Below are 23,814 nucleotides of genomic sequence, written 5' to 3'. Positions count from 1 at the left end.
AGCGCCGTGCCCGCGGCGTTGGCGCGAACGTCAGTCGAGGCCGAGATAGCGGCTGACGGTGTGCTCCAGCTCGGCGAGCTCGTCGGGTCCGAGATAGTCGACGGGGTCTCCGTGGATGTGGTCGACGTCGACCGCCCGCAGCTGGTCGACGAGCAGCACGGTCGTCTGACCGGCGAGCTCGAGCTGCGGACGGAAGCGAGCTGGCTGCGCCCGAGTGCTGGTCGGGACCACGACGACGACCGACCAGGCCACACCTGTGGCGGGCGCGAGCACGACGCCGTAGCGGCGACCGCCCTGCTCGTGACCGCGCGCCGCACCGAGGTCGACGCGGTACACCGCGCCGCGGATCACCAGGCGTCGGGTTCGGTCGTCAGGTCCTCGTCGGCCAGGCGCTCCATGTCGTCACGGGCACCCTGCCACCACATCTCGCGGTCGAGGAGGGCGAGGCCGCGCTTGATCGCGTCGCTGGTCGAGGTGCCGTGCTCTGCGGCCCGCGCGAGCACGTCGAGCTCGGCGGGGCCGGGCCGGAAGCCGATCGTCTTGCTCATGCTTCGATGTTACACATCTGTGCAACAGAGGTTCGCGGGAACGAGATCGTGGAGGCTGCTCGCTCGGCGGCGCGATGATGGGGTGATGTCGAGGATCGCGGTCCGCACCCGGGTCACCCGGATCACCGTCGACGGCCCGCCGCGGCACGTCGAGGACCTGCTCGCCGCCGAGGAGCCGCTCGAGATCCGCGTCGGCGGTCGGTCGCTCGTCGTCACGATGCGCACGCCCGGCCACGACGTCGAGCTCGCGCAGGGGTTCCTGGTGTCGGAGGGCGTCGTCTCGCGTCGGGAGCACGTCGCCGCGGCCCGGTACTGCGCGGGTGCGACCGTCGACGGCGAGAACACGTACAACGTCCTCGACGTGACGCTCGGCCATGGCGTGCCCGCACCGGACGCCGGTCTGGAGCGTGCGTTCGTCAGCACGTCGGCGTGCGGGCTGTGCGGGAAGTCGAGCATCGACGCCGTCCGGACGCACTCGTGCTGGACCGTCGACGGCGACGACCTCGTCGTCCCGCCCGCGCTGCTCGCGACGTTCCCCGACCGGCTCCGCGAGCAGCAGGACGTGTTCGCGAAGACGGGCGGCCTGCACGCGGCGGCACTGTTCGACGGGCGCACCGGCGAGCTGCTCGTGCTGCGCGAGGACGTCGGGCGGCACAACGCGGTCGACAAGGTCGTCGGCTGGGCGCTGGCCGCGGGCCGGCTGCCGCTGCGCGGGACGGTGCTGATGGTGTCGGGGCGCGCGTCGTTCGAGCTCACGCAGAAGGCGTGGATGGCGGGCATCCCGTTCCTCGCGGCGGTGTCGGCGCCGTCGTCGCTCGCCGTGGACCTCGCGCGGTCGGCGGGGATGACGCTCGTCGGGTTCCTGCGCGGGCCGTCGATGGTCGCCTACGCGGGTGCGGAGCGGGTGGTCGCGCCGTCGACCGCCGCCCCGCCGTCGTCGGCCGACGCCCTCCCCGCCCCCGTCCGGCCGCAGCCCGTCGAGGCGGCCGCCCGATGACGCGTCGACCGCCCCTCGTCGACGCAGCCGCCGCGCCCTCGACGGAGGTGCACGCGCCCGCGTCGTGGGCCGTGGGCCTGCCGTCGGTGTCGAACGCGATGTCGTACGCGGTCGGGGAGATGGGCGCGGCCCGCGCCCTGCGGCTGCTCACGAAGCTCAACCAGAAGGACGGCTTCGACTGCATGAGCTGCGCGTGGCCGGACCCGGACCACCGCGGCATGGCGGAGTTCTGCGAGAACGGCGCGCGCGCGGTGAGCTGGGAGGCGACGCAGCTGACCGTCCCGACGTCGTTCTGGGCGGAGCACTCGCTGACGGACCTGGCCGACCGCTCGGAGTACTGGCTGGGGTCGCAGGGGCGGCTCGTCGAGCCTGTCCACAAGCCGGCCGGCAGCGACCACTACGTGCCCGTGACGTGGGAGGACGCGTTCCGGATCGTCGCGGACCGGCTGCGCGGCCTCGACTCGCCCGACCAGGCGGCGTTCTACACGAGCGGCCGCGCCGCGAACGAGACGGCGTTCGTCTACCAGCTCTTCGTCCGGGCGTTCGGCACGAACAACCTGCCCGACTGCTCGAACATGTGCCACGAGTCCACGGGTTCGGCGTTGGGCGCGACGATCGGGATCGGCAAGTCGACGGTCACGTACGCCGACTTCGCGCAGGCCGACCTCATCGTCGTCATGGGACAGAACCCGGGCACGAACCACCCGCGCATGCTCACCGCGCTCGAGGACGCCAAGCGGCACGGCGCGACGGTCGTGGCGGTCAACCCGCTGCCCGAGGCGTCGCTCAAGCGGTTCCGGAACCCGCAGACGCTGCGCGGGGCCGTCGGCCGCGGCACCGACATCGCCGACCAGTTCCTGCAGATCCGCAGCGGCGGCGACATGGCGCTGCTCCAGTGGGTCTCGAAGCGCGTGCTGGAGGCGGAGGACCGCGCGCCCGGCACGGTGCTCGACCACGCGTTCCTCGACGCGCACACGCTGGGCCTCGACGACCTCGGTCGGCACCTCGCGGACCTCGACGAGCAGGAGGTCCTCACGGCCACGGGCCTCACGGTCGCGGAGATGGACGAGCTCGCCGACCGCTACCTCGCGGCGAACCGCGTCATCGTCACGTGGGCGATGGGGCTCACGCAGCACCGCAAGGGCGTCGACACCATCAAGGAGATCATCAACCTCCTGCTGCTGCGGGGGAACATCGGGAAGCCCGGCGCCGGTGCGTCGCCGATCCGCGGGCACAGCAACGTGCAGGGCGACCGGACGATGGGCATCTGGGAGCGGCCGCCGGACGCGTTCCTCGACGCGCTGGCCGCCGAGTTCGCGTTCGAGCCGCCGCGCCGGCACGGGCTGGACTCGGTCGCGTGCGTCGAGGCGATGCAGCGCGGCGACGTCAAGGTGTGGTTCTCGCTCGGCGGCAACTTCGTCGGCGCGATCTCCGACACCCGCGCGGCCGAGGCGGCGGTGCGCGGCACCGACCTGACCGTGCAGGTGTCGACCAAGCTCAACCGCTCGCACGTCGTCACGGGCACCGAGGCGCTCATCCTCCCGACGCTGGGCCGCACGGACCTCGACCTGCAGGAGACCGGCCCGCAGTTCGTGTCCGTCGAGGACTCGGTGTGCGCGGTCCACGCGACGCACGGCCCGCTCCCGCCGGTGTCGCCGCTGCTGCTCTCGGAGATCTCGATCGTCACGCGCCTCGCCCGCGCGGTGCTGGGCGACGACGGTCCCGTCGACTGGGCGGGCTTCGAGCGCGACTACGACACGATCCGCGACTCCATCGCGCGCGTCGTGCCGGGCTTCGAGGACTTCAACGCCCGCGTCCGCCACAAGGACGGGTTCGTCCTCCCGCACGGGCCGCGCGACTCGCGCACGTTCCCGACGCCGAGCGGCAAGGCGCACATCACCGTCAACGACCTCGTGCCCGTCGAGTGCCCGCCGGGCCGGCTGATCCTCCAGACCGTCCGCGCGCACGACCAGTTCAACACCACGATGTACGGCCTCGACGACCGCTACCGCGGCATCCGTCGGGGGCGTGACGTCGTGCTGGTGAACCCGGATGACCTCGACGACCTGGGCCTGGCCGACGGCGACCGTGTCGACGTGCACAGCGAGTGGCCCGGCGAGCCCGACCGCGTCCTGCCGAACCTTCGCGTGGTCGCCTACCCGACATCGCGTGGCTGCGCGGCGGCGTACTTCCCCGAGGCGAACGTCCTGGTCCCGCTCGCGAGCACCGCGCTCGACAGCAACACCCCGGTCTCGAAGGCGATCGTCGTCCGCCTGGAGCGCCGGGCGACCGACCGCTGACCGCGCAGGCGTAGACACCAAAAACGCAAGCGCCGCGTTCATGCGTTGTGTTTCTGGTGTTTGTGGCTCTAGCGTTGGTCCATGCGTACGGCGTCGGATGCCTCCTGGGGTGAGGTGGATGAGCTCCTCACGACCGGAGAGGTCGCTCGTCTGCTGGGCGCGTCGCGGCAGCACGTCGTGAACCTGACCGAGCGCGGCGACCTGCCGTACGAGATGTCGGGCGCCCACCGACGAGTGCGCCGGTCCGACGTGGACAGGCTGCGGTACTCGACCCAGCGACTGTCCGCCGACCAGCGCCGGTCGCTCTACCTGGCATTCGCGACCGCCGGGAAGCTCGTCCTTCATCCTGAGCTCGTCGAGCTCGCCAGGGAGAACCTCGCGCACATGCGGACCAGGCACACACGCGGCCGCCCAGCGCAGTGGTTGGCGCAGTGGCAGCAGCTCCTGGACGGCCCCTTCGACGACCTCCTGCTGGCGCTCACGTCGCCGTCGCAGCGCTCGCGCGAGCTCCGGCAGAACTCGCCGTTCGCTGGTGTCCTGACCGAGGACGAACGCCTCGCCGCTCTGGACGCAGCCCGATGAAGCGCTCCGACCTCGCGCACATCCTCCGAGCCGCGTCCACGATCACGAGCACGCCCGACATCGTCATCGTCGGGTCGCAGTCGATCCTGGGGTCGTTCGACGAGGACGACCTGCCGGACGAAGCGGTCGGCTCGATCGAGGCCGACGTCGCGTTCCTCGGCGTGGACGCCGCCAAGAAGGCTCTGGCCGTCGACGGTGCCATCGGCGAGGACTCGGGCTTCCACCAGATGTACGGGTACTACGCCCAAGGGGTCGAGATCGACGGCCTCATCGTGCTGCCTGTCGGGTGGCAGGACCGGTTGGTGCGATGGGAGTCGCTGTCGTCGGCACCAGGACGTGCACTGTGCCTCGAACGGCACGACCTGGCCGTGTCCAAGCTCGCTGCGTTCCGCGAGAAGGACCTGGACTTCGTGCACGCGCTGCTCCGCGCCGGGCTCCTGGACCCGCCGGTCGTGCTGGAACGCCTGGACCTCGCCGATGTCCCGGGACCGCACGCGCGTCGGCTCCGGGCGTGGGTCGAGGCGGTCACCGCGCGACTTCAGGCGAGCGGGTGATCACCGCAACTGTCAGCCCTGGTCATCGCGGCGCGACGACCACCCGGCCCTCGCGGACGTCGACCGCCCAGGTCGTCAGGTCAGGCGTCACGTCCTTCGGCGTCTTGCCGCCGGTGTCCAGGCACTCGCCGGTGCGCAGGTCCCAGACCTGCTTGTGCATGGGCGAGGTGACGGTCGGGGTGTCGCCGACCGACCCGACGATGCCGCGCGCGACGACGTTGGCCGCCGCGAAGGGGTCGCGGTTCTGCACGGCGAGGACGGTGTCGTCGGCGAGACGGAACAGCGCGACCTGCACGCCGTCGACGAGGGCGGCGGCCCCGCGCTCGGGGACGAGCGCGTCGAGCGCGCAGACGTCGGTGCTGAGGGCGATGGCGGTCACCGGGTCACCTCCAGGGTGAGCGTGCGCGCGACGCGCGGGTCGTGGTGCGCGACCTCGCCGGGCTCGGCGGGGCGGACCTGCCCGCGCAGCGGCGTGTACGCGAGGTCGGGGTCGTGCGCGTCGGGGGCGTTGACGAACGCGGTGAACCGGTCGAGCTTGTCGGGGTCCTCCAGGGCGGCGGCCCACTCGTCGCGGTAGTCGTCGACGTGCGCGGCGACGTCGGCCTCGAGGTCGGCGGCGATGCCCTCGCTGTCGTCGACGACGACAGCCCGCAGCGCCTCGATGCCGCCGGGGTACTCGGCGACGAACGGCGCGGTCCGCTGGAGCCGGTCGCCGCGGCGGACGTAGAGCGCGAGGAACCGGTCGATGACCGCGACGAGCGCGTCGTCGGTGAGGTCCTCCGCGAGCAGGTCGGCGTGCCGCGGGGTGGCCCCGCCGTTGCCGCCGACGTAGACGTTCCAGCCGCCCGCAGTCGCGATGACGCCCACGTCCTTGCCGCGTGCCTCGGCGCACTCGCGCGCGCACCCGGAGACGCCGACCTTGAACTTGTGCGGCGTCCGGAGCCCGCGGTACCGGTTCTCCAGCAGGATGCCCATGCTCACGGAGTCGCGGACGCCGAACCGGCACCACGCCGACCCGACGCAGGACTTCACGGCGCGGAGCGACTTGCCGTACGCCTGCCCGGACTCGAACCCGGCGTCGATGAGCCGCTGCCAGATCGCCGGGAGCTGGTCGATGCGGGCCCCGAACATGCCGATCCGCTGCGCGCCCGTGATGCGCGTGTAGAGGCCGAACTCCGCCGCCACCTCGCCGAGAGCCACCAGCTTCTCCGGCGTGATCTCGCCGCCCGGGACGCGCGGGATGACCGAGTAGGTGCCGTCCTTCTGCAGGTTCGCCATGACGTGGTCGTTGGTGTCCTGGAGCCCGGCGTGCTCGCGCTCCAGCACGTGCCCGGCGCGCAGCGAGGACAGGATCGACGCGACGACCGGCTTGCAGACGGCGCAGCCGCGGCCGGTGCCGTGCGCCGCGACGATCTCGGAGAACGTGCGGGCCGCACCCGCCGCGACGAGCGCGTACAGGTCTGCGCGGGGCATCGCGAAGTGCTCGCACATGGCCCGCGAGACCTCGATGCCCGACGCCTCGAGCTGCGCGTTGACGATCTTGGTGACGACGGGGACGCACGAGCCGCACACCGTGCCGGCCTTGGTGCACGCCTTGACCTCGCCGACCGTCGTGCAGCCGTGCTCGGTGACGGCCTCGCGGACCGTCCCCGCGGTGACGTTGGTGCACGAGCAGACGACGACGTCGTCGGGCAGGTCCGCACCGGTGTCGGGCGCGCCGCCCTCGGGCGCGAGGAACGCGGACGGGTCGGCACCGAGCGGGCGCCCGAGCATCGGCCGCAGCTGGGGGTAGAGCGCCGCGTCGCCGACGAACACACCACCGAGCAGCGTGCGCGCGTCGTCGGACACGACGAGCTTGCGGTAGGTCTTCGCGACGGGGTCGGTGAACGTGACCTCGAGCGCGCCCGGTGTCAGGGCCAGCACGTCGCCGAACGACGCCGCGTCGATCCCGACGCCCTTGAGCTTCGTGCCCTCGGGAGCGGGCGTGTAGAGGCGCGGGCCGCCGAGCAGCCGGTCGACCACGACGTCGGCCATCGCGTTGCCCGGGGCGACGAGGCCGGTGCACTCGCCCTCGAACGACGCGCACTCGCCGATCGCCCAGATCGCCGGGTCGGACGTGCGGCACGACGCGCCGACGACGACGCCGCCGCGCTCGCCGATCGCGAGGCCCGACTCACGCGCGAGCCGGTCGCGGGGCCGCACGCCGGTCGAGAAGACGACGACGTCGGCGGGGATCTCGTCGTCGGTCGACAGCCGCATGGTCGCGACCGCGCCGTCGTCCGCCGCCGCGAGACCCGTGCAGCCGGTCGTGGTGCGGACGTCGATGCCGAGCCCGTCGACGAGCACCCGCAGCGCCTCGCCACCGCCCGCGTCGAGCTGGACGTTCATCAGGTGGTCCGCGAACTCGACGACGGTCGCGCTCGCGCCGAGGTGCTGCAGCGCCGCCGCAGCCTCCAGACCGAGGACGCCGCCGCCGACGACCGCGCCGCGCAGCGGCCGCCCGAGCACCGCGGACCGGTCCGCGACCCACTCACGGAGCTCGTCGAGGTCGGTCAGCGTCCGGTAGCGGAACACGCCCGGCAGGTCCGTGCCCTCGGTGCGCGGCGTCCACGCCCACGACCCGGTCGCGAGGACGAGCTGGTCGTAGGGCAGCACCACGCCGGAGCGGGTCGTCACGGTCTGCGCGTCGCGGTCGAGCTTGTCGACGGCGTCGCCCGTGATGAGCGACGCGCGCGGGTCCTCCCACACGCCGGGCTCGAGCGCGAGGTCGGCTGGCGTGCGGTCCGCCGTGATCAGCTCGGACAGGTGGACCCGGTCGTACGGGGCCCACGGCTCGTCGCCGACGACGGTGACGTGCCAGCCGCCGGCGGGCGCCCGGTCGAGCAGGCCGGCGACGAGGCGGTGGGCCACCATGCCGGCGCCGACGACGACGACCCGGCCGAGTGCGGGCGGAGGAGAGGTGCGCATCGGAGTGGACTCCTGTGGGGGACGAACGGTGCTGCGACCAGCATCCGTGCACGTCCGAGGCCCGCGACGGGCCCTTGGACCCACGCAACCTCACACCGCCGACGGCCCCGGTGAGAGAACGAGCTCGTGCGTCTCGTCGCCACCCCGCCCACGCGGACCCGTGCTCAGACGTCCGTCGACGTACGGGCCCGCGCTAGAAGCCGCGGAAGACGCCGTCCGGTGGGGTCGAGTCGGCGAACTCGAAGAAGTCCATGTTCCCCAGCGCGAGGTTCGTGGTGATCGGCTCGACCTCCTCGGGCACCGCTCGGAAGGTGCGCCCGATCTGATCGTTGTACTCGTTCAGGTCGACGAACAGGACGGTCTGGTCATGCATCGTGCGGGCGTCCGCGACGGCGAGCACGGAGATGTAGCCGTCGCGAGGCAGCAGCACCAGGTCGTCCGGGGTCAGGCCGGCCAGCTCGGGACGCTGGACCGGCTGCAGGCAGGCGCCGCCGCGCTCGAAGTCCCCGACGTCGTACGCCGCCGTCGCGGCCTTCAGAGCCACCAGCCACGCGGACTCGTCGGAGTAGTCCGTCCGCACCAGGAGGACGTACATGTCGGCGGGCTCGGGCAGGAGCATGTTGCCGAGCCTAGGAGCCGACGGGCGGCGAACCCGGGATGCGGCCGGGGCTAGTCCCCGCCACCGTCCGAGCCGCCTCCGTCGAAGCCTCCCGACCACCCGTCGTCGCCGCCCCCGGCATGTACGGACGAGCGGTGCGAGTCCTGGCCGGACCGGCGCGTGCCGCCGTCGCGTCGCGGGATGAGCGAGATCAGGATCGCGACGACGACGAACACCACGACGAGCGCGACGGCGCCCGGTGGGAACCCGGGGTCGGGTGAGGCGGCAGCGGCAGCGGCAGCGGCCGCGATGGTGAGCACGCGGTGTTTCTAGCGCACCGGCGCCTGCCGCGCGCGGGTTCAGGACATTCGTCCTGCAGACGGGTGACGCCGGACTGGGAAAGTCGGCTTGAAAGGTTTCAAGACGAGGCGCGAAGGCGAGACGACGATGACCCGCACGGGAACGCGGTCCAGGGCCGACCAGGCGCTGCGCGAGGAGATCCTGTACTACTGCCGCGAGTCGGTGCAGGCGGGCCTCAACTTCAACACCCAGGGCAACATCAGCGTCCGCGTGCACGGCGACGACGGCTTCGAGGGCATCGTCATCACGCCGTCCGACATCCGCTACGACGCCATGCGCCCCGACGACATGCTCGTCGTCGACATCGACGGCACGGTGGTGGAGGGCGACCTGCTCCCGTCGACCGAGCTCCCGGTCCACCTCGCGCACTACCGTCGCCGGCCCGACGTCCAGGCGATCGTGCACACCGAGTCGACGTTCGTGAACGTCCTCGGCGCGCTCGGCCGGACGATCGACCCCGTCCTGCTCAACATGGTCCTGTACGCCAAGGGGCCCGTGCCGGTCATGCCGTTCGAGTTCTCGACGTGCGCCGCCTTCGGGGAGCGCAGCGCGGCTCTCATGGGCGACGACGTCGACGCGGTCGTCTGGGCGAACCACGGGCTGCTCGCGGTCGGCGCCTCCCTGAAGCTCGCCTTCAAGGTCGCCGTCGCGGTCGAGGAGAACGCCGAGGTCCTGTTCCACGCGAGCCGCGTCGGCACCCCGCACGTCCTCGCCTACGACGCCATCGCGGTCCCGGAGGGCGCACGCCTCCCGTGACCCGCAGCGGGCTGTGACGGGGTCGACACTCCAGGCGCCCGCCGGGCACGCCGATGCCCTGGGGTGCCCAGACTGCAGAACCCGGCCCTCCGTCTCGCGGCCGCCGTCGTCGGCGCGGCGACCGTCGCCGGCGCTCTCGTCGCGTGCGAGGAACCGCCCGTCGCGACCGTCGTCCGGGTCGTCGACGGTGACACCGTCGACGTGCGGCGCGGCGACGACGAGGTCAGGGTGCGGCTGCTCAACGTCGACGCCCCCGAGTCCGTGGACCCCGACTCCGAGGTCGAGTGCCTCGGGCCGGAGTCCGCCGAGTTGCTGCGGACGTTGCTGCCCGCGGGCACGGAGGTGCGACTCGAGCTCGACGTCGAGCCGACGGACCGGTACGAGCGTCTCCTCGCCGGGGTCTTCGTCGACGACCTCCTCGTGAACGCGGAGATCGCCCGACAGGGACTCGGTCACGCCGTCGTGTTCGAGCCGAACGACACGTTCTACCCCGACGTGCGCGCGGCCGAGGACGAGGCGCGGGAGGCCGGACGCGGCCTCTACTCGGCCGACGTCGAGTGCACGCTGCCCGCCGAGGTCGCCGCCGCCGAGCTTGCCCAGCAGGACGCGGTCACAGCGGCCGCCGGTCTCGGCGTCGGCGTGGGGCTGGAGGAGATCGACCGCCACCGGACGGCGCTCCTCGCCGCGGTCGGCGTGGCGAGCGTGCTCGTCGACGCGCTGGACGCCGGCGGTGACTCGACGTGGCGCGGGTACGACGACGAGGACCGCGCGGCGTGGCGGACCCGCGCCGCGGAGGCACGCGACGCGGCGCAGAAGGCGATGCGCGAGGTGGACGCGATCCGCCACGCCGAGGAGCAGCGGATCGAGGCCGAGCGACTGGCCGCAGAGGAGGCAGCGAGGCTGGCTGCCGAGGCCGAGGCGGCCCGTCTGGCCGAGGAGGCGCGCCTGGCGGAGGCGGCGCGCCTGGCGGAGGCGGCGCGCCAGGCGGAGGCGGCCCGTCAGGCCGAGGCGGCCCGCCGGGCGCAGAAGTCGCAGTCCTCCGGCGGCTCGACGAGCGGCTCGACGAGCGGCTCGACGAGCGGAGGGACCGGGGGGTCCGGCGGCGGCACGGTCGACACGTACACCGGGTGCCGCGCCTACGGACCGGCGGGGACGTCGATCGACTCGAAGGGTCGCCGCTACACGAAGATCGACTGCACCACGAAGCTGCCGATCGGCTGACCTCAGCCGTCGAGGCGCTGGCGGTCCGCCTCCGCGGCCTCGGCGGTGCGCCAGAAGCCGCGCAGGATCGCCTCCTCGGGTCCGAGGGGGTCCGAGTCCGCGCGAGTCGCGTCGTCGTCGGCCGCCATGGCCTTCACCTCGTCGTGGATCCGCTCCATCGACGCGTCGAGCGACGCGGCGACGTCGGCCGCCAGGCGCAGGGAGTCCATGAGGTGCTGCGGCACCTGCCGGTGGTACTTGTAGAAGATCTTGTGCTCGAGGCTCGCCCAGAAGTCCATCGCGATGGTGCGCAGCTGGACCTCGACGACGACGTCCTCGACGCGGTCGGAGAGGAACACGGGCACCTGCAGGATGAGGTGCAGCGACTGGTAACCGTTGGGCTTGGGGTGCGCGATGTAGTCGCGCTCCTCGAGCAGCGTGAGGTCCGCCTGACCGACGAGCATGTCGCGCACGCGGTAGATGTCCGAGACGAACGAGCAGGTCACGCGCACGCCGGCGACGTCGAACATCTGCTCGCGGATCGCGTCGGGCGTGAGCGGGATGCCCTTGCGGCGGCACTTCGCGAGGATCGACTCGAACGACTTCAGCCGGGACCCGACGTGCTCGACGGGGTTGTAGTCGCGCATGTGCCGGAAGTCCTCGCGCAGGATCGAGAGCTTCGTCATGACCTCGTCGATCCCGAACTTGTACGTGAGCACGAGGCGCCGCAGGTCCGTCATGAGGGCGCGGATCTCGGCGGGGTCGGGCACGGGGTGGTCGGGGCCGACGGGTGCTGTCTCGGTCACCCATCCACGGTACGTCGCGGCCCCGCAGGCCCCTCCGGGCCGGAGGTCCGGGGTGCGGGTACCGGCATCTCCGCCGCGTCCGGCGCGTCCGGCGCGACGGCGCGGGCACCCGCGAAACCGTGAACGGGCCCGGTGCCTCACCTGCGGCGCGCTCGCCGAACTGGCTGTTCACGACCAGCAGCGACCGCCCGACGAGACGTCGCCGCGCGGGCTGATCGCGACGTCGTTGACGAACGTCGGCGCACCGGTCGGCGCGACCAGCCACGAGCCGACGAGCACGCGCGTCCGGACGTCGTACGCGAGCACGCGACCGGTGGACCCGCCCGCGACGACCAGCGTCCGCCCGTCCGTCTTCATGCCCACCGCGGACGTGCGGCCGTCGGCGCCACCGGCCAGGAACGGCGTCGCCGTCGGGTCGTCGAGGTCGCCGCGGTAGACCGTGCCGTCGGTCGTGCTGCCCACGGAGAAGTCGTCGCCGTGCACCGCGACGCCCTCGGGGTAGACGTCGTCGGACGCCGGGCCGACGGGGTCGAGCAGATAGCTCGCCGGCCGGTCGTGCCCGTGCCCGCCTCCGGGCCCGTGACCACCGCCGTGACCGCCGCCGTGCGCGACCGCGGCGGCCGGGGCGGCGACGACCAGCGCCGCGGCCAGGAGCCCTGCGGCGAGACGTCGGGTGCTGCGTCGGACGGTCATGGCGGTCCCCCTCGTCGACGTGCTCGACGGCGACCGTGCGCGGTGGGCGCGGCGTGCGTCGTCGCGCGCGGAGCCTCCGCGAGGTGAGGTCGGCGCGCGCGCGCCCGCATCCCGGAGCGGTGATTCGGATCGCCGCGCCCGGCCGCCGCAGAGGAGGATGGCCGCATGAGCACCCCGACCCTCGACCGCCTGACCTCCGACCTCACGACCGCCATGAAGGCGCGGGACTCGTTCCGCACCGGCACGCTCCGCCAGCTCGTCGCCGCGGTGCGCGCCGAGGCCAAGGCCGGTCCCGTCGAGAAGGACCTGACCGAGGACGACGTGCTGCGCGTGCTGGCCCGCGAGGTGAAGAAGCGTCGGGAGAGCGCCGAGATCTACACGACCGCGGGCGCCGACGAGCGGGCCGCCAACGAGTCCGCCGAGGCCGACGTCGTCGAGGAGTACCTGCCGCAGCAGCTGTCGGACGACGAGCTCGCCGCGCTCGTCCACGACGTCGTCGCCGCCACCGGGGCCGGCAGCCTCCGCGACATGGGTGCCGTGATGAAGGAGGCGACGGCCCGCGCCGGGCTCAGCGCCGACGGCAAGAAGCTGTCCGCCCTGGTCCGCGCGGCGCTCGCGGGCTGACCGGGGGCGACGCCCGCCGCAGACGACGAGGCCCGGCCGTGGAGGGATCCCCTCCTGGCCGGGCCTTCGTCGTGCTCGGGTACCCCCGGGCTCAGTCCTCGGTGCGCTCCGGCTCCGTGTTGAGCCCGCGCTGCATGGCCGTCGCGCGGCCGCTGACGAGGATCGTGCGGTCCTCGGACAGGAACGGGTTCGGGTCCGTGAACGCGTGCGTCAGGTTCTGCGCGGTCGCGCGCGGCGCGACGTTGTCGTGCGGGTTCATGTCGTCCTCCTGCGTGCCCTCTGCGAGACGTTCTGGGCGCCCGTCCAGTGACGGCGTGCGTCCGGCAACATACCCGGACCATCGGCCGCCCCGTGGCCGATGTGAAGGGAAGGAGACGTGTCCAACGCTCCGGATACCGGGCGAAATCACCGCAGAACCACCCATCCGCGGTGGTCCCGGCCGTACGCTCGCTGCGTCGCGCGACGCGGTCGGGACGCCCGGCGGCGGTCCGCGACGTCGCGCCGGCGTCGTCGACGCCCGCGCCAGGGGTGGCGGCTGGGGGGCACGCGATGACGACGAGCCTGGACGACCCGCCGGCGGGTGCGCCGCCGGGGGCCGACCGCGCCGTCGTCGACGTGGACGTCCGCGTCGTCCCCGACGGCGACACGTACCTCGCAGTCGTGTCCTGCGACGCGTTCGGCACGTCGACCACCCGCCCCTTCACGCCTCCGGTCGCGGCCGACGTGACCGCGTTCGCCGACGCGCTCGCGGACGCCCGCGGCCGCACCCGTCCCGACGCCGACGCCGCCCGTGCCCTCACCGAGCGGACGGAGACGCTGGGCCGCGCGCTGTTCGACGCGGTGTTCGCGGACGACGCACGCGACCTCCTCGTCACGGCGCGCGACCGCGCGGGGCGGGACGGCGGCGCCGTCCGGGTCCGGCTCCAGCTCGACGACGCCCCCGACGTCGCGGCGCTGCCGTGGGAGCTGCTGCTGCACGGATCGACGTACCTCGTGCACACCGACGGCGTCTTCGTCGTCCGCTACCCCGACGCGTCCACCCCGGCCGACCCCGCACCGCTCGACGGGACGCTGCGCGTGCTCGTCGTCGCCGCGTCGCCGAGCGACCTGCCCCCGCTCGACGTGGACCGCGAGGTCGACGCGCTCCGCGAGGCCCTCGCGCCGCTGGGGGACCGGGTCGAGCTGCACCGGCTCGCCCCCCCGACGCTCGACGCGCTGCGGCGCACGCTCGACGACCGCTGGCACGTGCTGCACGTCGTCGGGCACGGCGGTGCGGACGCGCGCGGCGGGGTCCTCGCGCTCACGGCTGACGACGGCACCGCGGACGTGCTCGACGCCCGCACGCTCGCCGACCACCTGCTGGCCGCACCGCACCTGCGGGTGGCCGTCCTCAACGGGTGCAGCACGGGCGAGGTCAGCACGCAGGAGCCGAAGGCCGGGTCGGCGCACCAGCTCGTGCGTGCGGGCGTGCCCGTCGCGGTCGCGATGCAGTACCCGGTGACGGACCGGTCGGCGCACGCCGCGGCGGCGGCGCTGTACGAGCGGCTGGCTGCCGGTGCGCTCGTCGAGCAGGCGGTCACCGCGGCCCGACGTGCGCTGCTGCGCGGGCCGGAGTGGGTCACGCCCGTCCTCTACACGCGCACGTCGCCGCGCGTCTTCGTCCCGCCCGCCGCGTCGCCCGGGACGCCTGTCGCCGCGGTGCCGCCCCGGGACCGCGTGCCCACGGGGGTCGTCCCGGACGTGCTGCAGCCGCGCTGGTGGGCGGTGCGCGAGGTCGCCGCGTGGATGGACAGCCCGTCGACGGCCCTCCTGGTCACGGGCGACGTCGGCTCGGGCACGTCGGTCCTGGCCGGATGGCTCGCCGGTGCGGGTACGACCCCCGCCGAGCCCGACGCACCCGTCGACCTGCTGGAGTCGGTGCGCAGCCGCTGGAGCGCGGTGCACGTGAGCCCGCCGGGCGGCGGGGGCGCGGGCGTCGACCCGCGGTCCGTGGTGCGCTCCCTGGCCGAGCAGCTCGCGACGACCGTGCCGGGCTGGCAGCCGGTCCGTGCCGACGCCGCCGGCCCGTACGGGCTCGCGCACCTGCCGCCCGAGGAGCTGTTCGCGGTCCTCGTCGGGCAGCCGCTGCGCGCTGCGCTGACGGTCGCGCCGCAGGGGACCACCGTGCGCGTGCTCGTGGACGGGCTCGACCACGACGGTCTCGACCCCGTCCTGCGCCTGGCCGCCGTGCCCGGTGTGCGCGTGCTCGTCGCGGGCACCGACCCTGCCGTCGCGACCGCGCTCGACGCGGTCTCCGCCGCGCGTCTGGACCTCGCGAGCCCGCACCGGCGCGCGCTCGTCGACGCGGACCTCACGGGCTACCTGCGTCGTCGCCTCGACGGGAGCGGGCGCGGGGACGACGAGGTCGCCGCGCTCGTCGCCCGGGCCGGCGGGAACTTCCTGGTCGCGCGCAACGCGGCCGACGAGCTGCTCGCGCGTCCCGACGTGGCGCTCGAGGACCTCGAGCTCCCGCGCGACGTCGACGCGTCGTCGGAGCGGCACCTGCGCGCGACGCTCGAGCAGTCGTTCGGGCCGACGTGGCGCGACCAGTGGGCGGCGGCGCTCGAGCCGCTGCTCGCCCACCTCGCGGTCGCCCGCGGGCCCGTGCCGCTGCCGGCGCTCGTCCGGTGGCTCGGCTCGACGCTCCCGCGGGTCGCGGCGCTCGTCGACGGCCTCGGCGGCCTCGTCGTGACCGACGCCGACGGCTGCCGGCTCGCGCACTCGTCGCTCGTCGCGACGCTCCGCGCGGCCACGCTGCCGTCGGGCGGGCCGAACCTGCTGCGGGTCGACGAGGCGGCCGCGCACCGTCGGGTCGTGGGCGGCGCGGTGGCGCTGACGGCGACGGACCTCGCGCATCCCGACGACGTCGGCGCGTCGTACCCGCTCGTGCACGCGCCCGGGCACCTGCTCGAGCTGCCGCACGACGACGGGGTCGCGCCTCCGGCACCCGCGGGGCCGGATCCCCGGCGCGAGGTGCGGCTCGACGCGCGGCGCGCGCTCGGCGACCGTGCGCTGGAACCCGACTGGGTCGGCGCCCTCACCGCCTCGGTGCACGACCCGCTGCTGCTCGGTCTGCCCTACCGCGACCTCGTCGCGCTCCACCTGCGCGCGGGCGACACCGGCGCCGTCGAGCGCGTCGTCCGGTTCCTCGGGACGTCCGACGTGCCGCTGCTGCGCGGGGCCGTGTTCGACGTCCTCTCGACCTACGCGGAGCGGTCACCCGCCGCCGCGACCGCCTTCCTGGTCCGGGTCGCCGTGCACGACGCGCCCGAGCTCCAGCGCATCGCCCTGCACGCGACGTGCCTGCTGCCCGCCGCCGCGCAGGCCGACGTGTACGCGGGCGTCGTGACCGACCCCGACAGCACCGACGCGCACGCCGTGGCCGCCGCGTTCGCGCTGTACTCCAACGGCACGTCGGACCCGCAGCGGCTCATCGGCGACGTGCTCGACAGGGTCGTCGGGCGGCTGCACGTCTTCCCGCCGCGCCGCAGCACGTGGCCGCTCGTCACCTTCTTCTCCCAGGTCACCGTGACCAACTACGTCAACGGGTGCGCCGACCCCGCGGTCGTCGACGCGACGAGCCGGCTGTGGCGGCACGTCCTGGTCGACCGGATCGGGGTGCTGCGCCCGTGGGGCCCGCTCGTGCAGCGGCTCGTCGTCGAGGGTGTCGTCGCGCGCCGCATCGCCCGTCGTGTGCTGCTCCTGTTCACCCCGCCGGGCCGGCCCGACGGACCGGTCGAGCTGGGCGGTGACCGTCCCGAGGCGCCGGCCGCACGACGCGTGCTCGCGGGCCTCGACCCGCACGCCGACGTGGGCACCCTGACGCCGGACCTCCGCGCGCTGCTGGCGTCCGACACGACCATGTTCCGCGTGCTCGCCGCGCTGGTCGTCGCCGTGCACGGCCTCGCGGACCCCACCGGGACCGACGCGCTCGTCACCGCGCTGGCCGACGGCGCCGACGCCCGCACGCAGCGCGCTCTCCTGGTCGCGCACGCCGTCGTCGCGCCGGACCGCACGCCCGCGTCGTGGGTGCCGCGGCTCGACCGCCTCACGCGGCTGGTCACCGCCCGCCCGCACGACGAGCACGCCGCGGCCGGCCCGCTCGGCGGCCGGCACCTCGTCTTCGTGCCGCTCGGCCTCGCGTGCGCGGGGACCGGCACGTCGCTCGACGTGCTCGACGAGTGGCTGCGCCCCGACGCCGACCCCGGCTGGCGGTCCTGCTGCCTGCGCGGGCTCGGCGCCGTCGGCCTCTACCACCCCGACGCCGTCCTCGGGACGTTCGAGCGCCTCGACCGCGCCGGCACGCTGCCGCTCGACGCGGCCGTGCCGTCCCTCGCCCTCATGGCCGGCCTGCACCCGATGCGCACCCGCACGTGGCTCCTGCGCGCCGGGCGTCGCGACGTGCTCGACGCGGTCTTCGGGGCCGCAGACCCCGCCGACAGCCGCGAGCACCTCGAGCTGCTCGGCATGTACAACGCCGCGGTCCACGGGTGCGTCACGTCACCGCGGGTGCGCGACCGGGTCGTGACCGAGATGTTCGCCGGGTTCCTCGACTGCCGGACCGGGCGCGAGTGGTCGCGACGCTTCGGCTCCGCCGGGGTGCGCGCGCTGCGCGAGGACGACTGGGAGCTCGCGGCGTGGACGTCGTGAGCCGTCGCGCTTCGCGGGCGGCGAAATGAGTTGGCGGTCGCGCGGACGCGACGTAGCGTCGACAGCACACGGGAAGGAGGTGGTCCGGAACATGAAGTCTTCCAGGACGCGTGAGGTGACTGTCCGCTAGTCGCCCGAACAGCTCGGGACGGACTGCACGTCCGCCCGTTGCTTCCCGCCGTCGGACGGCGAGGGGCGGCGAGCGAATACCCGGCAGTCACCGCAGCCCGTGGGAGCCGCGACCTCGTCCGCCGCGGCAGGACCGTCCAGGTCCGGCCCACGGGCTGTCCCCTGCCCGGACACCTTCCTCCCTCGGGTGGGGCGTCGGCTCTGCCCGGCCGTCTCGCGACGGTGCTGCTCGTCCGCCCTCGCCGGGTGGTGCGGCGACCGTCCGGCCGTGGTCCGGCCCCGGTCCGGCGCTGCGGCGACGGCATGACAAGGTGGTCCCGTGGCCCTCAAGAACCCCGCCCAGATCGAGGCGATGCGGCCGGCCGGCCGGTTCGTCGCCGGAGTCCTGCAGTCGCTGCGCGACGTCGCGCGGCCCGGGATGACGCTCCTCGACCTCGACGCGCACGCGCACCGCATGATCGACGACGCGGGCGCGCAGTCCGTCTACCTCGGCTACCACCCGTCGTTCGGCGCCATCCCGTACCCCGGCGTGCTGTGCACGTCGGTCAACGACGCCGCGCTGCACGGCCTGCCGTCCGCGCAGGTCCTGGAGGACGGCGACGTCCTGAGCATCGACTTCGCGGCGCAGGTCGAGGGCTGGGTGTGCGACTCGGCGCTCACGTTCCAGCTCGGCACCCAGACGCCCGAGGCGCAGCGCCTCATCGAGACGACCGAGCGGGCGCTCGACGCGGGCATCGCGGCCGCGCGGGTCGGGGCGCGCATGGGCGACGTCTCCGCGGCGATCGGCCGCATCGGGCGTGCCGCCGGCTACGGCATCAACGCCGACTTCGGCGGGCACGGCGTCGGGCGGACGATGCACGAGGAGCCGCACGTCGCGAACCTCGGCCGGGAGGGCACCGGGGTGCGGCTCAAGGCCGGTCTCGTCGTGGCGATCGAGCCGTGGTTCATGGCGGGCGGCGACGACTACGTCATCGACGACGACGGCTGGACGATCCGCACCGCGGACGGGTCGCTCGCGGCGCACGCGGAGCACACGGTGGCCCTGACCCCCGAGGGCACGGTCGTCCTCACGGCGCGCGACTGACCGGACGCCCCCGCAGGCGGGGCCGGCGCGCCGACCGCTCAGGGCTCGTGCCGGCCGCCCGCTGCACGCTCGACGCGGGTGAATCGGGGCGTCCCCGGCTGCGCCCTGTCGGTGGTCCGTGCTACTCAGGTGCGTGAGGCACTCGTCGCCACACGTGCCCGAGGCACCCGTACGTGTGGTTCCGGCCTGTCCTGTGGACGAGGGGAACGCGGATCCGTCCGGTTCCTGGCAGGATGCTCGGGTCGTCCTGCCCTGGGACGCCGAACCGCGAGGGGGTTGATGTGAAGTTCGCGATGGGATCCGACGTCCTCTCGACGCTGACGAAGAAGACGTCGTCGTCGAACGAGGACCTCGGCGCGCTGGTGCGTCAGCTGGCGGCGGCCGCCGAGCCGCTGCAGGGCAAGTTCAACGGCGCCGGTCGTGCGGCGTTCGACAAGTTCAAGGGCGAGACCGACCGCATCGCGGTCGACCTCAACGGCGCCCTCGCCTCGGTGCTCCAGGGCATCGGCGGCATGGACAAGTCGTTCGGCGAGGGCGACCTGCAGATGGCCGACGAGACGCAGGCCGCGCAGGGCGGGTCCGCCTTCGACGCGGCGCGCTTCGGTTCGGCGAAGGGCTGAGGGGGAGAGCGATGAGCGGCAACAGCATCGACCGTCGGGACTTCGACCTGGGCGCGTCCACGACCGCGCAGGAGAACTTCAACGCCGTCGCGCAGCGCCTCGAGGCGCTCATCGACGCGCGTGACCGCGACGTCAAGACGGCCATGGCCGACTACCAGGCGTCGGGCGTCTCGGAGGAGTACGCCGCCAAGGAGGCCCGCTGGAACCGGGTCGCCGGCGAGGTCCGCACCATCATCCGCACGCTCCGCGGCGCGCTCGAGAAGAACGACGCCACGGCGCAGGACACGCTGAAGAAGGCCAAGGCGGCCGTCGACGCGATCGGCTGACGCCGTGACGAAGTGGCACATCGAACCGGCAGGGGTCCAGGACGTCCTCACCAAGGTGGGGACCGTCGCCGGGCTGCTGTCGAGCGTCGTCCAGGCCATGCCGGGCAAGGCCGAGTCCGCGGTGACGGCGGGTAACTCCCCGATCATCGGCGACGCCATCGCCGGGTTCTTCGAGCACCACAAGCCGACGCTCGAGGCGATCGGCAACCGCATCAACGCGTCCGTCGGTGGCGCTGCCGCGGCGACGCGGTGGTACCTCGAGGGGGACGAGACGATGGCAGCCCAGCAGCAGTCCGCCGCGGCGTCGTGCACCGGTGCGAACGCCCCGACCTTCCAGGTGCCGACTCCGTGACCGACCAGTGCTACGCCTCGGGCATCAACCCGTACGCCATCCCCGGCGCCGACCTCGACCCTGACGGCGTCATCGCCGCCGCGGACGGGCTGTCGGCGCAGGGGGCCTCCGTGCGCGAGCACGGCGCCGACGCGCTCAACAAGTGGCGCGGGCTGGCCGGGCACTACGAGGCGCCCGAGGCGAGCACGCTGTTCGTCGTCATGGACCCCGTCGAGACCAAGTCGCGCCAGTTCGGCGACGACGTCGAGAAGGTCGCGGCGGCGCTCAAGACGTACGCGGAGGCCATCCGCCCCATCAAGGCGTCGCTGGCGACGATCAAGAGCGACGCGTACGCGTTCCGCAGCAAGATCGCGTCCAACGCCGAGTGGGAGTACGACCAGGACCTGGTCGACGAGAACACCGCGCTCGTGTCCCGCGTCAACGCGGAGCAGGTCAAGCTCTGGGAGGCCGAGCGGACCTGCGCCAACGCGATCCGCGCGCTCTACGGCGCCGAGCCGTGGCACGCGATGACGGGCGAGGACGACCCGCTCGGCTACGGCCTCGACTCCCTCCCGACCGACGCGGCCATGCCGTGGGGGTCGGAGGTCGAGCGCAAGGACCACTGCCCGAAGTCCGCGGCCGTGCAGGTCAAGCGGTTCGTGTGGGACGGCGTCGTCGTCGACGGCCTGTGGGGCACCGTCGTGGGCCTCGGCCAGCTCGTCGGCATCAAGGACTGGTCCTGGTCGTGGGACACCATGAAGACCACCTGGGTCGGCATGGGCGGGCTCATCGGCTACGCCGACGGCGAGTGGTCCTGGGGCAACGCCGGCAACGCGTGGCTCGGGCTCGGCAAGGGCCTCATCTCGTGGGACACCTGGGAGGACGACCCCGGGCGTGCCGCGGGCGGCGCGATCTTCAACGTCGCCACGATCTTCATCCCCGCCGGTGCGGCGGTGTCCGGCTCGAAGGGCGCGGCCACGGCGGCCGGCGCCGCGGGGAAGGCCGCACGCGTCTCGTCGTGGCTCAGCAAGGGTGCGCGCGTCCTCGAGTTCGTCGACCCCATCTCGCTGGGCCTCAAGGGCGTCGGCGCGCTGCCCAAGCTCGGCGACCTGCTGACCAACATGAAGATGGTCGACGACCTGGGCAAGGCGATCGACGTCGACGTCGCCGACGTCGGCACCACGCTCGACGACGTCCCGACCAACCTCGGCGACGACCTCGGCTCGAACATCCCCGTCCGCGACCCCGACCGCGTCGACGTGGGCGACACCACGGGCGCCGACGTGCCCGAGCCCGTCAAGGTCCCCGAGCACCAGCTCGTCGGCACCGACGGCAACCCCGTGCACGACACCCCCGGCGGCACCGGCTCGGGCGGCGACGACCTGCTCGACGGCGGCACCACGCGTCCTCCGGGCAGCATGACGGGCGGCACCGACGCGCCGACCGGCGGCTCGCACGAGCCCGCGACGGACGCCGGCGGTGGCGGAGGACGCGGGCCCGGCGGACCGCCCCGCGGTCCCGGTGACGACCTGCCGCCCGCGCACGGTGGCGGCGACGGGTCGTCGGGCGGCGCCGGTGACGGCACGCCGAACGGGTCGGGCAAGCCCGACGGTGCCGGTGACGGCACGCCGAACGGTTCGGGCAAGCCCGACGGTGCCGGTGACGGCACGCCGAACGGGTCGGGCACGCCCGACGGTGCCGGTGACGGGACGCCGAACGGATCCGGCACGCCCGACGGGTCGGGCACGCCCGACGGAGCCGGCTCGCCGGACGGGTCGGGCAAGCCCGACGGTGACACCGGTACCCCCGGCGGCGACGCGGGCTCGACTCCCGTGGCGGTCGGCACGAAGGCAGTCGACGGCAACGGGGTGGAGCACACGCTGGTCCTCGGCGACGACATGCTCGCCGGCGCCGACTCGTGGGAGAACGTCCTCGAGCGCGAGCTGGCCGACCGCGGCATGAGCCGCGGCGAGTTCAACGGGCTCGTCGCGAAGCCCATCCACATGCTGTCGCGCGAGTCGCTCACGACGCTGCTGCAGATCCGCGACGCCATGCCCCCTGTCGTCGTCGACGACATCATGCAGAAGGTCATCCCGCCGGAGGTCGCGGCGGCGACGATCGGCGACTCGCACTTCAAGCTGTTCGCGGAGCCGGACGTCCAGCACGTCGTGGACGGCGTCACCGCCTCGGGGAAGACCGTCTACCCGGCGACCACCATGTCCGGCTTCGTCGCGCGTGCGGCCGACGTCGCCGGGTGGGACACGAAGGCGATCTTCCAGCGCCTGGGGCTCGACTACGACGGCAGCACGTTCGGTGCGAACCAGTCGATGTTCGCGGTCCGCTACACCGCCGGCGACATCACGGACGCGACCGGAGCGACCGTCCTACCGCCCATCGCCCGCGACCCGCTCGAGCTCGTCCGCGAGGCGATGTACACGGCAGCGCCCGACGGCTCGGGCCGCTCCGTGTTCGACAGCATCACGTCCCACGTGGACGAGGCCGCGCGTGCCGACGCGTGGGTGGACTACGCGAAGAGCCAGGGCGCGGACGTCACGAGCGTCGAGCGCGCGGTCGACATCCTCAACCCGTACCGCGGCAACGGCTTCGCCGGCGCCGGCTGGGACTACGCGCCCGAGGTGTCGTACACCCCGGGCGTCCGCTACGACCTGCACCAGCCGGCGGAGATGTGGCAGATCATGCCCGACGGCACGCAGCGTCCCGTCGCCGTCTTCAACGGCGCGAAGTGGATCCCCGTCGTATGAGGGCGGGCAAGTACGCCGTCGTCGGAGGTGCCGCGTACGAGGCGTCGTTCAGCCGCGGCAGCGACGGAGTCATGCTCGTCGTCCCGTCGCGCGACGACCGCCCCGACGGGTTCGAGTGGGACGAGCGCTACGGGTGGACTCGCGACGTGAGGTGGGCCGACGTCGAGCGGATCTACGAGGTCGAGACGTGGGCGCGCGACGCGGTCGGCTATGCGCTGCGGGTGTACATGCCGCCTCGGAACGGTCGCGTCCAGGTCGTGCAACCGCCGGGAGGCGGGCCGTACGACGACGTGCCGGACGGGCATCCCGCGTACCTGGTCCACAACACGTACGACCGCGAGTGGCAGGGCACCCTGCCGGTGGACGAGCTCCGCGACGCACGGGAGATCGAGCACGAGCGTGACCTCGCGGCCTACGCCGAGGGCAGGCCCGACTCCCCCCGCTCGTGAGCACCCGTGCGTCTGCGACCGAGCACGGCGGCTGTCCGGAGCCGGTCCGCAGCGGGGGCTACGCGGAGCTCGACGGCGTCGTGTACGCGTGCACACCCCGGCTCCCAGGTCCGCTGGTCGAGCTCGTCGTCCACGGTCCCGAGGCGCCCGCGGGGTTCGAGCTGCGGCGGGACCGCATGTCGTGGGTACACGTCATGCCCCGCGCCGACCTGTCACGTCTCTTCCAGGTGAGGACGTACGCGACGTGGCTCGGGCACGAGGTGCGGGTCGAGGCCGTCCGGGGTGAGCGGGCCTCGCTCTGGAGCCAGACGTACCGTGAGCCGGACGACCCGCGCGTGGTGCTGGACCGAGGCTCGTGGTCGGCGGTCGTGCCGGTCGACGAGCTGCGCGACGTGGTCTCGGTGACGACTGAGCTCCCGCTCCCGTGAGGCGGTGCAGG

24 protein-coding genes are annotated in these 23,814 nt (G+C 73.7%); 15 read left to right on the top strand and 9 right to left on the bottom strand.

Features of this window, described 5'->3' with window-relative positions:
• Positions 1 to 30: 30 nt before the first annotated feature.
• Together GXP71_RS16205 and GXP71_RS16200 are read right to left on the bottom strand one after the other, a co-directional pair.
• Positions 31 to 351, bottom strand: coding sequence for a type II toxin-antitoxin system PemK/MazF family toxin (locus tag GXP71_RS16205; protein WP_162353486.1), 321 nt, complete (start codon positions 349 to 351; stop codon positions 31 to 33).
• Positions 348 to 548 carry a hypothetical protein gene (locus GXP71_RS16200; protein ID WP_124342231.1) on the bottom strand — a complete coding sequence of 67 codons (201 nt, stop codon included), beginning with the start codon at positions 546 to 548 and terminating at the stop codon, positions 348 to 350. Before GXP71_RS16200 ends, GXP71_RS16205 begins: the two co-directional genes overlap by 4 nt.
• An 85-nt stretch (positions 549 to 633) precedes the next feature.
• Here GXP71_RS16200 and fdhD point away from each other — a divergent pair, with 85 nt between their 5' ends.
• From fdhD to GXP71_RS16180, 4 genes are all read left to right on the top strand, one after another.
• Positions 634 to 1,545, top strand: coding sequence for a formate dehydrogenase accessory sulfurtransferase FdhD (gene fdhD, locus GXP71_RS16195; RefSeq protein ID WP_162353485.1), 912 nt, complete (start codon positions 634 to 636; stop codon positions 1,543 to 1,545).
• The gene (locus GXP71_RS16190) at positions 1,542 to 3,845 is read left to right on the top strand and encodes an FdhF/YdeP family oxidoreductase (RefSeq protein WP_162353484.1); all 2,304 of its coding nucleotides are present in this window, start codon (positions 1,542 to 1,544) and stop codon (positions 3,843 to 3,845) included. The genes fdhD and GXP71_RS16190 overlap by 4 nt, the downstream gene beginning before the upstream one ends.
• 81 nt (positions 3,846 to 3,926) lie before the next feature.
• Positions 3,927 to 4,427: a helix-turn-helix domain-containing protein gene (locus tag GXP71_RS16185; RefSeq protein ID WP_124342234.1), complete on the top strand. Its 501-nt coding sequence runs from the start codon at positions 3,927 to 3,929 to the stop codon at positions 4,425 to 4,427.
• Complete coding sequence (locus GXP71_RS16180; RefSeq protein WP_162353483.1) at positions 4,424 to 4,981, top strand: DUF6036 family nucleotidyltransferase; 558 nt, start codon at positions 4,424 to 4,426, stop codon at positions 4,979 to 4,981. Before GXP71_RS16185 ends, GXP71_RS16180 begins: the two co-directional genes overlap by 4 nt.
• A gap of 22 nt (positions 4,982 to 5,003) precedes the next feature.
• Here the strand turns inward: GXP71_RS16180 and nirD are convergent, their stop codons facing one another.
• From nirD to GXP71_RS16160, 4 genes are all read right to left on the bottom strand, one after another.
• Positions 5,004 to 5,360, bottom strand: a complete 357-nt coding sequence (gene nirD, locus GXP71_RS16175; RefSeq protein WP_162353482.1) for a nitrite reductase small subunit NirD — start codon at positions 5,358 to 5,360, stop codon at positions 5,004 to 5,006.
• Complete coding sequence (gene nirB / locus GXP71_RS16170; protein ID WP_162353481.1) at positions 5,357 to 7,948, bottom strand: nitrite reductase large subunit NirB; 2,592 nt, start codon at positions 7,946 to 7,948, stop codon at positions 5,357 to 5,359. The genes nirD and nirB overlap by 4 nt, the downstream gene beginning before the upstream one ends.
• Positions 7,949 to 8,141: 193 nt before the next feature.
• Positions 8,142 to 8,567: a hypothetical protein gene (locus tag GXP71_RS16165; RefSeq protein WP_162353480.1), complete on the bottom strand. Its 426-nt coding sequence runs from the start codon at positions 8,565 to 8,567 to the stop codon at positions 8,142 to 8,144.
• A gap of 50 nt (positions 8,568 to 8,617) precedes the next feature.
• Positions 8,618 to 8,866: a hypothetical protein gene (locus tag GXP71_RS16160; RefSeq protein ID WP_162353479.1), complete on the bottom strand. Its 249-nt coding sequence runs from the start codon at positions 8,864 to 8,866 to the stop codon at positions 8,618 to 8,620.
• A 127-nt stretch (positions 8,867 to 8,993) separates the two neighbouring features.
• On the opposite strand from GXP71_RS16160, the gene GXP71_RS16155 reads away from it, so the two are divergent.
• The gene (locus GXP71_RS16155; protein WP_162353478.1) at positions 8,994 to 9,662 is read left to right on the top strand and encodes a class II aldolase/adducin family protein; all 669 of its coding nucleotides are present in this window, start codon (positions 8,994 to 8,996) and stop codon (positions 9,660 to 9,662) included.
• Between the two features lie 63 nt (positions 9,663 to 9,725).
• Positions 9,726 to 10,883, top strand: a complete 1,158-nt coding sequence (locus tag GXP71_RS16150; protein ID WP_162353477.1) for a thermonuclease family protein — start codon at positions 9,726 to 9,728, stop codon at positions 10,881 to 10,883.
• A gap of 2 nt (positions 10,884 to 10,885) precedes the next feature.
• Here GXP71_RS16150 and GXP71_RS16145 read toward each other — a convergent pair whose 3' ends face one another.
• Positions 10,886 to 11,602, bottom strand: a complete 717-nt coding sequence (locus tag GXP71_RS16145; protein ID WP_162354408.1) for a GTP pyrophosphokinase family protein — start codon at positions 11,600 to 11,602, stop codon at positions 10,886 to 10,888.
• Positions 11,603 to 11,836: 234 nt separating this feature from the next.
• Complete coding sequence (locus tag GXP71_RS16140; protein WP_162353476.1) at positions 11,837 to 12,361, bottom strand: hypothetical protein; 525 nt, start codon at positions 12,359 to 12,361, stop codon at positions 11,837 to 11,839.
• A gap of 165 nt (positions 12,362 to 12,526) precedes the next feature.
• Between GXP71_RS16140 and GXP71_RS16135 the strand changes: the two genes are divergently transcribed.
• Positions 12,527 to 12,985, top strand: coding sequence for a GatB/YqeY domain-containing protein (locus tag GXP71_RS16135; protein ID WP_162353475.1), 459 nt, complete (start codon positions 12,527 to 12,529; stop codon positions 12,983 to 12,985).
• Positions 12,986 to 13,076: 91 nt separating this feature from the next.
• Here GXP71_RS16135 and GXP71_RS16130 read toward each other — a convergent pair whose 3' ends face one another.
• Positions 13,077 to 13,244, bottom strand: coding sequence for a hypothetical protein (locus tag GXP71_RS16130; protein WP_162353474.1), 168 nt, complete (start codon positions 13,242 to 13,244; stop codon positions 13,077 to 13,079).
• A gap of 290 nt (positions 13,245 to 13,534) precedes the next feature.
• On the opposite strand from GXP71_RS16130, the gene GXP71_RS16125 reads away from it, so the two are divergent.
• From GXP71_RS16125 to GXP71_RS16090, 8 genes are all read left to right on the top strand, one after another.
• The gene (locus GXP71_RS16125) at positions 13,535 to 17,674 is read left to right on the top strand and encodes a CHAT domain-containing protein (protein ID WP_162353473.1); all 4,140 of its coding nucleotides are present in this window, start codon (positions 13,535 to 13,537) and stop codon (positions 17,672 to 17,674) included.
• A gap of 448 nt (positions 17,675 to 18,122) precedes the next feature.
• Positions 18,123 to 18,887: a type I methionyl aminopeptidase gene (gene map, locus GXP71_RS16120; RefSeq protein ID WP_162353472.1), complete on the top strand. Its 765-nt coding sequence runs from the start codon at positions 18,123 to 18,125 to the stop codon at positions 18,885 to 18,887.
• A gap of 293 nt (positions 18,888 to 19,180) precedes the next feature.
• On the top strand, positions 19,181 to 19,507 hold the full coding sequence (locus GXP71_RS16115) for a hypothetical protein (protein WP_202924271.1): 327 nt from the start codon (positions 19,181 to 19,183) through the stop codon (positions 19,505 to 19,507).
• A gap of 11 nt (positions 19,508 to 19,518) precedes the next feature.
• Positions 19,519 to 19,833 (top strand): pore-forming ESAT-6 family protein, encoded by a 315-nt coding sequence (locus GXP71_RS16110; protein ID WP_162353470.1) that lies wholly within the window; start codon positions 19,519 to 19,521, stop codon positions 19,831 to 19,833.
• A 4-nt stretch (positions 19,834 to 19,837) separates the two neighbouring features.
• Positions 19,838 to 20,185: a DUF6507 family protein gene (locus tag GXP71_RS16105; protein ID WP_124343917.1), complete on the top strand. Its 348-nt coding sequence runs from the start codon at positions 19,838 to 19,840 to the stop codon at positions 20,183 to 20,185.
• Positions 20,182 to 22,926: a hypothetical protein gene (locus GXP71_RS16100; protein WP_162353469.1), complete on the top strand. Its 2,745-nt coding sequence runs from the start codon at positions 20,182 to 20,184 to the stop codon at positions 22,924 to 22,926. The genes GXP71_RS16105 and GXP71_RS16100 overlap by 4 nt, the downstream gene beginning before the upstream one ends.
• A complete protein-coding gene (locus tag GXP71_RS16095) occupies positions 22,923 to 23,375 on the top strand; it encodes a hypothetical protein (protein ID WP_162353468.1) in 453 nt (150 codons plus the stop codon). Before GXP71_RS16100 ends, GXP71_RS16095 begins: the two co-directional genes overlap by 4 nt.
• A complete protein-coding gene (locus GXP71_RS16090) occupies positions 23,372 to 23,803 on the top strand; it encodes a hypothetical protein (RefSeq protein ID WP_162353467.1) in 432 nt (143 codons plus the stop codon). The genes GXP71_RS16095 and GXP71_RS16090 overlap by 4 nt, the downstream gene beginning before the upstream one ends.
• The last annotated feature ends 11 nt before the right edge of the window (positions 23,804 to 23,814 follow it).

The organism is Cellulomonas sp. H30R-01 (assembly GCF_010119915.1).
Classification (GTDB): domain Bacteria; phylum Actinomycetota; class Actinomycetes; order Actinomycetales; family Cellulomonadaceae; genus Cellulomonas; species Cellulomonas algicola.
This window is presented reverse-complemented; position numbering and strand designations above follow the sequence as displayed.

What these genes read in the sequence shown, in the direction of transcription:
- GXP71_RS16165 (WP_162353480.1), bottom strand. Translation starts at nt 8,567, where the DNA reads ATGCTCCTGCCCGAGCCCGCCGACATGTACGTCCTCCTGGTGCGGACG.
- GXP71_RS16200 (WP_124342231.1), bottom strand. Translation starts at nt 548, where the DNA reads ATGAGCAAGACGATCGGCTTCCGGCCCGGCCCCGCCGAGCTCGACGTG.
- GXP71_RS16140 (WP_162353476.1), bottom strand. Translation starts at nt 12,361, where the DNA reads ATGACCGTCCGACGCAGCACCCGACGTCTCGCCGCAGGGCTCCTGGCC.
- GXP71_RS16180 (WP_162353483.1), top strand. Translation starts at nt 4,424, where the DNA reads ATGAAGCGCTCCGACCTCGCGCACATCCTCCGAGCCGCGTCCACGATC.
- GXP71_RS16130 (WP_162353474.1), bottom strand. Translation starts at nt 13,244, where the DNA reads ATGAACCCGCACGACAACGTCGCGCCGCGCGCGACCGCGCAGAACCTG.
- GXP71_RS16095 (WP_162353468.1), top strand. Translation starts at nt 22,923, where the DNA reads ATGAGGGCGGGCAAGTACGCCGTCGTCGGAGGTGCCGCGTACGAGGCG.
- GXP71_RS16125 (WP_162353473.1), top strand. Translation starts at nt 13,535, where the DNA reads ATGACGACGAGCCTGGACGACCCGCCGGCGGGTGCGCCGCCGGGGGCC.
- GXP71_RS16190 (WP_162353484.1), top strand. Translation starts at nt 1,542, where the DNA reads ATGACGCGTCGACCGCCCCTCGTCGACGCAGCCGCCGCGCCCTCGACG.
- GXP71_RS16155 (WP_162353478.1), top strand. Translation starts at nt 8,994, where the DNA reads ATGACCCGCACGGGAACGCGGTCCAGGGCCGACCAGGCGCTGCGCGAG.
- fdhD (WP_162353485.1), top strand. Translation starts at nt 634, where the DNA reads ATGTCGAGGATCGCGGTCCGCACCCGGGTCACCCGGATCACCGTCGAC.
- nirB (WP_162353481.1), bottom strand. Translation starts at nt 7,948, where the DNA reads ATGCGCACCTCTCCTCCGCCCGCACTCGGCCGGGTCGTCGTCGTCGGC.
- GXP71_RS16115 (WP_202924271.1), top strand. Translation starts at nt 19,181, where the DNA reads ATGGGATCCGACGTCCTCTCGACGCTGACGAAGAAGACGTCGTCGTCG.
- GXP71_RS16110 (WP_162353470.1), top strand. Translation starts at nt 19,519, where the DNA reads ATGAGCGGCAACAGCATCGACCGTCGGGACTTCGACCTGGGCGCGTCC.
- GXP71_RS16145 (WP_162354408.1), bottom strand. Translation starts at nt 11,602, where the DNA reads ATGACGGACCTGCGGCGCCTCGTGCTCACGTACAAGTTCGGGATCGAC.
- GXP71_RS16135 (WP_162353475.1), top strand. Translation starts at nt 12,527, where the DNA reads ATGAGCACCCCGACCCTCGACCGCCTGACCTCCGACCTCACGACCGCC.
- GXP71_RS16185 (WP_124342234.1), top strand. Translation starts at nt 3,927, where the DNA reads ATGCGTACGGCGTCGGATGCCTCCTGGGGTGAGGTGGATGAGCTCCTC.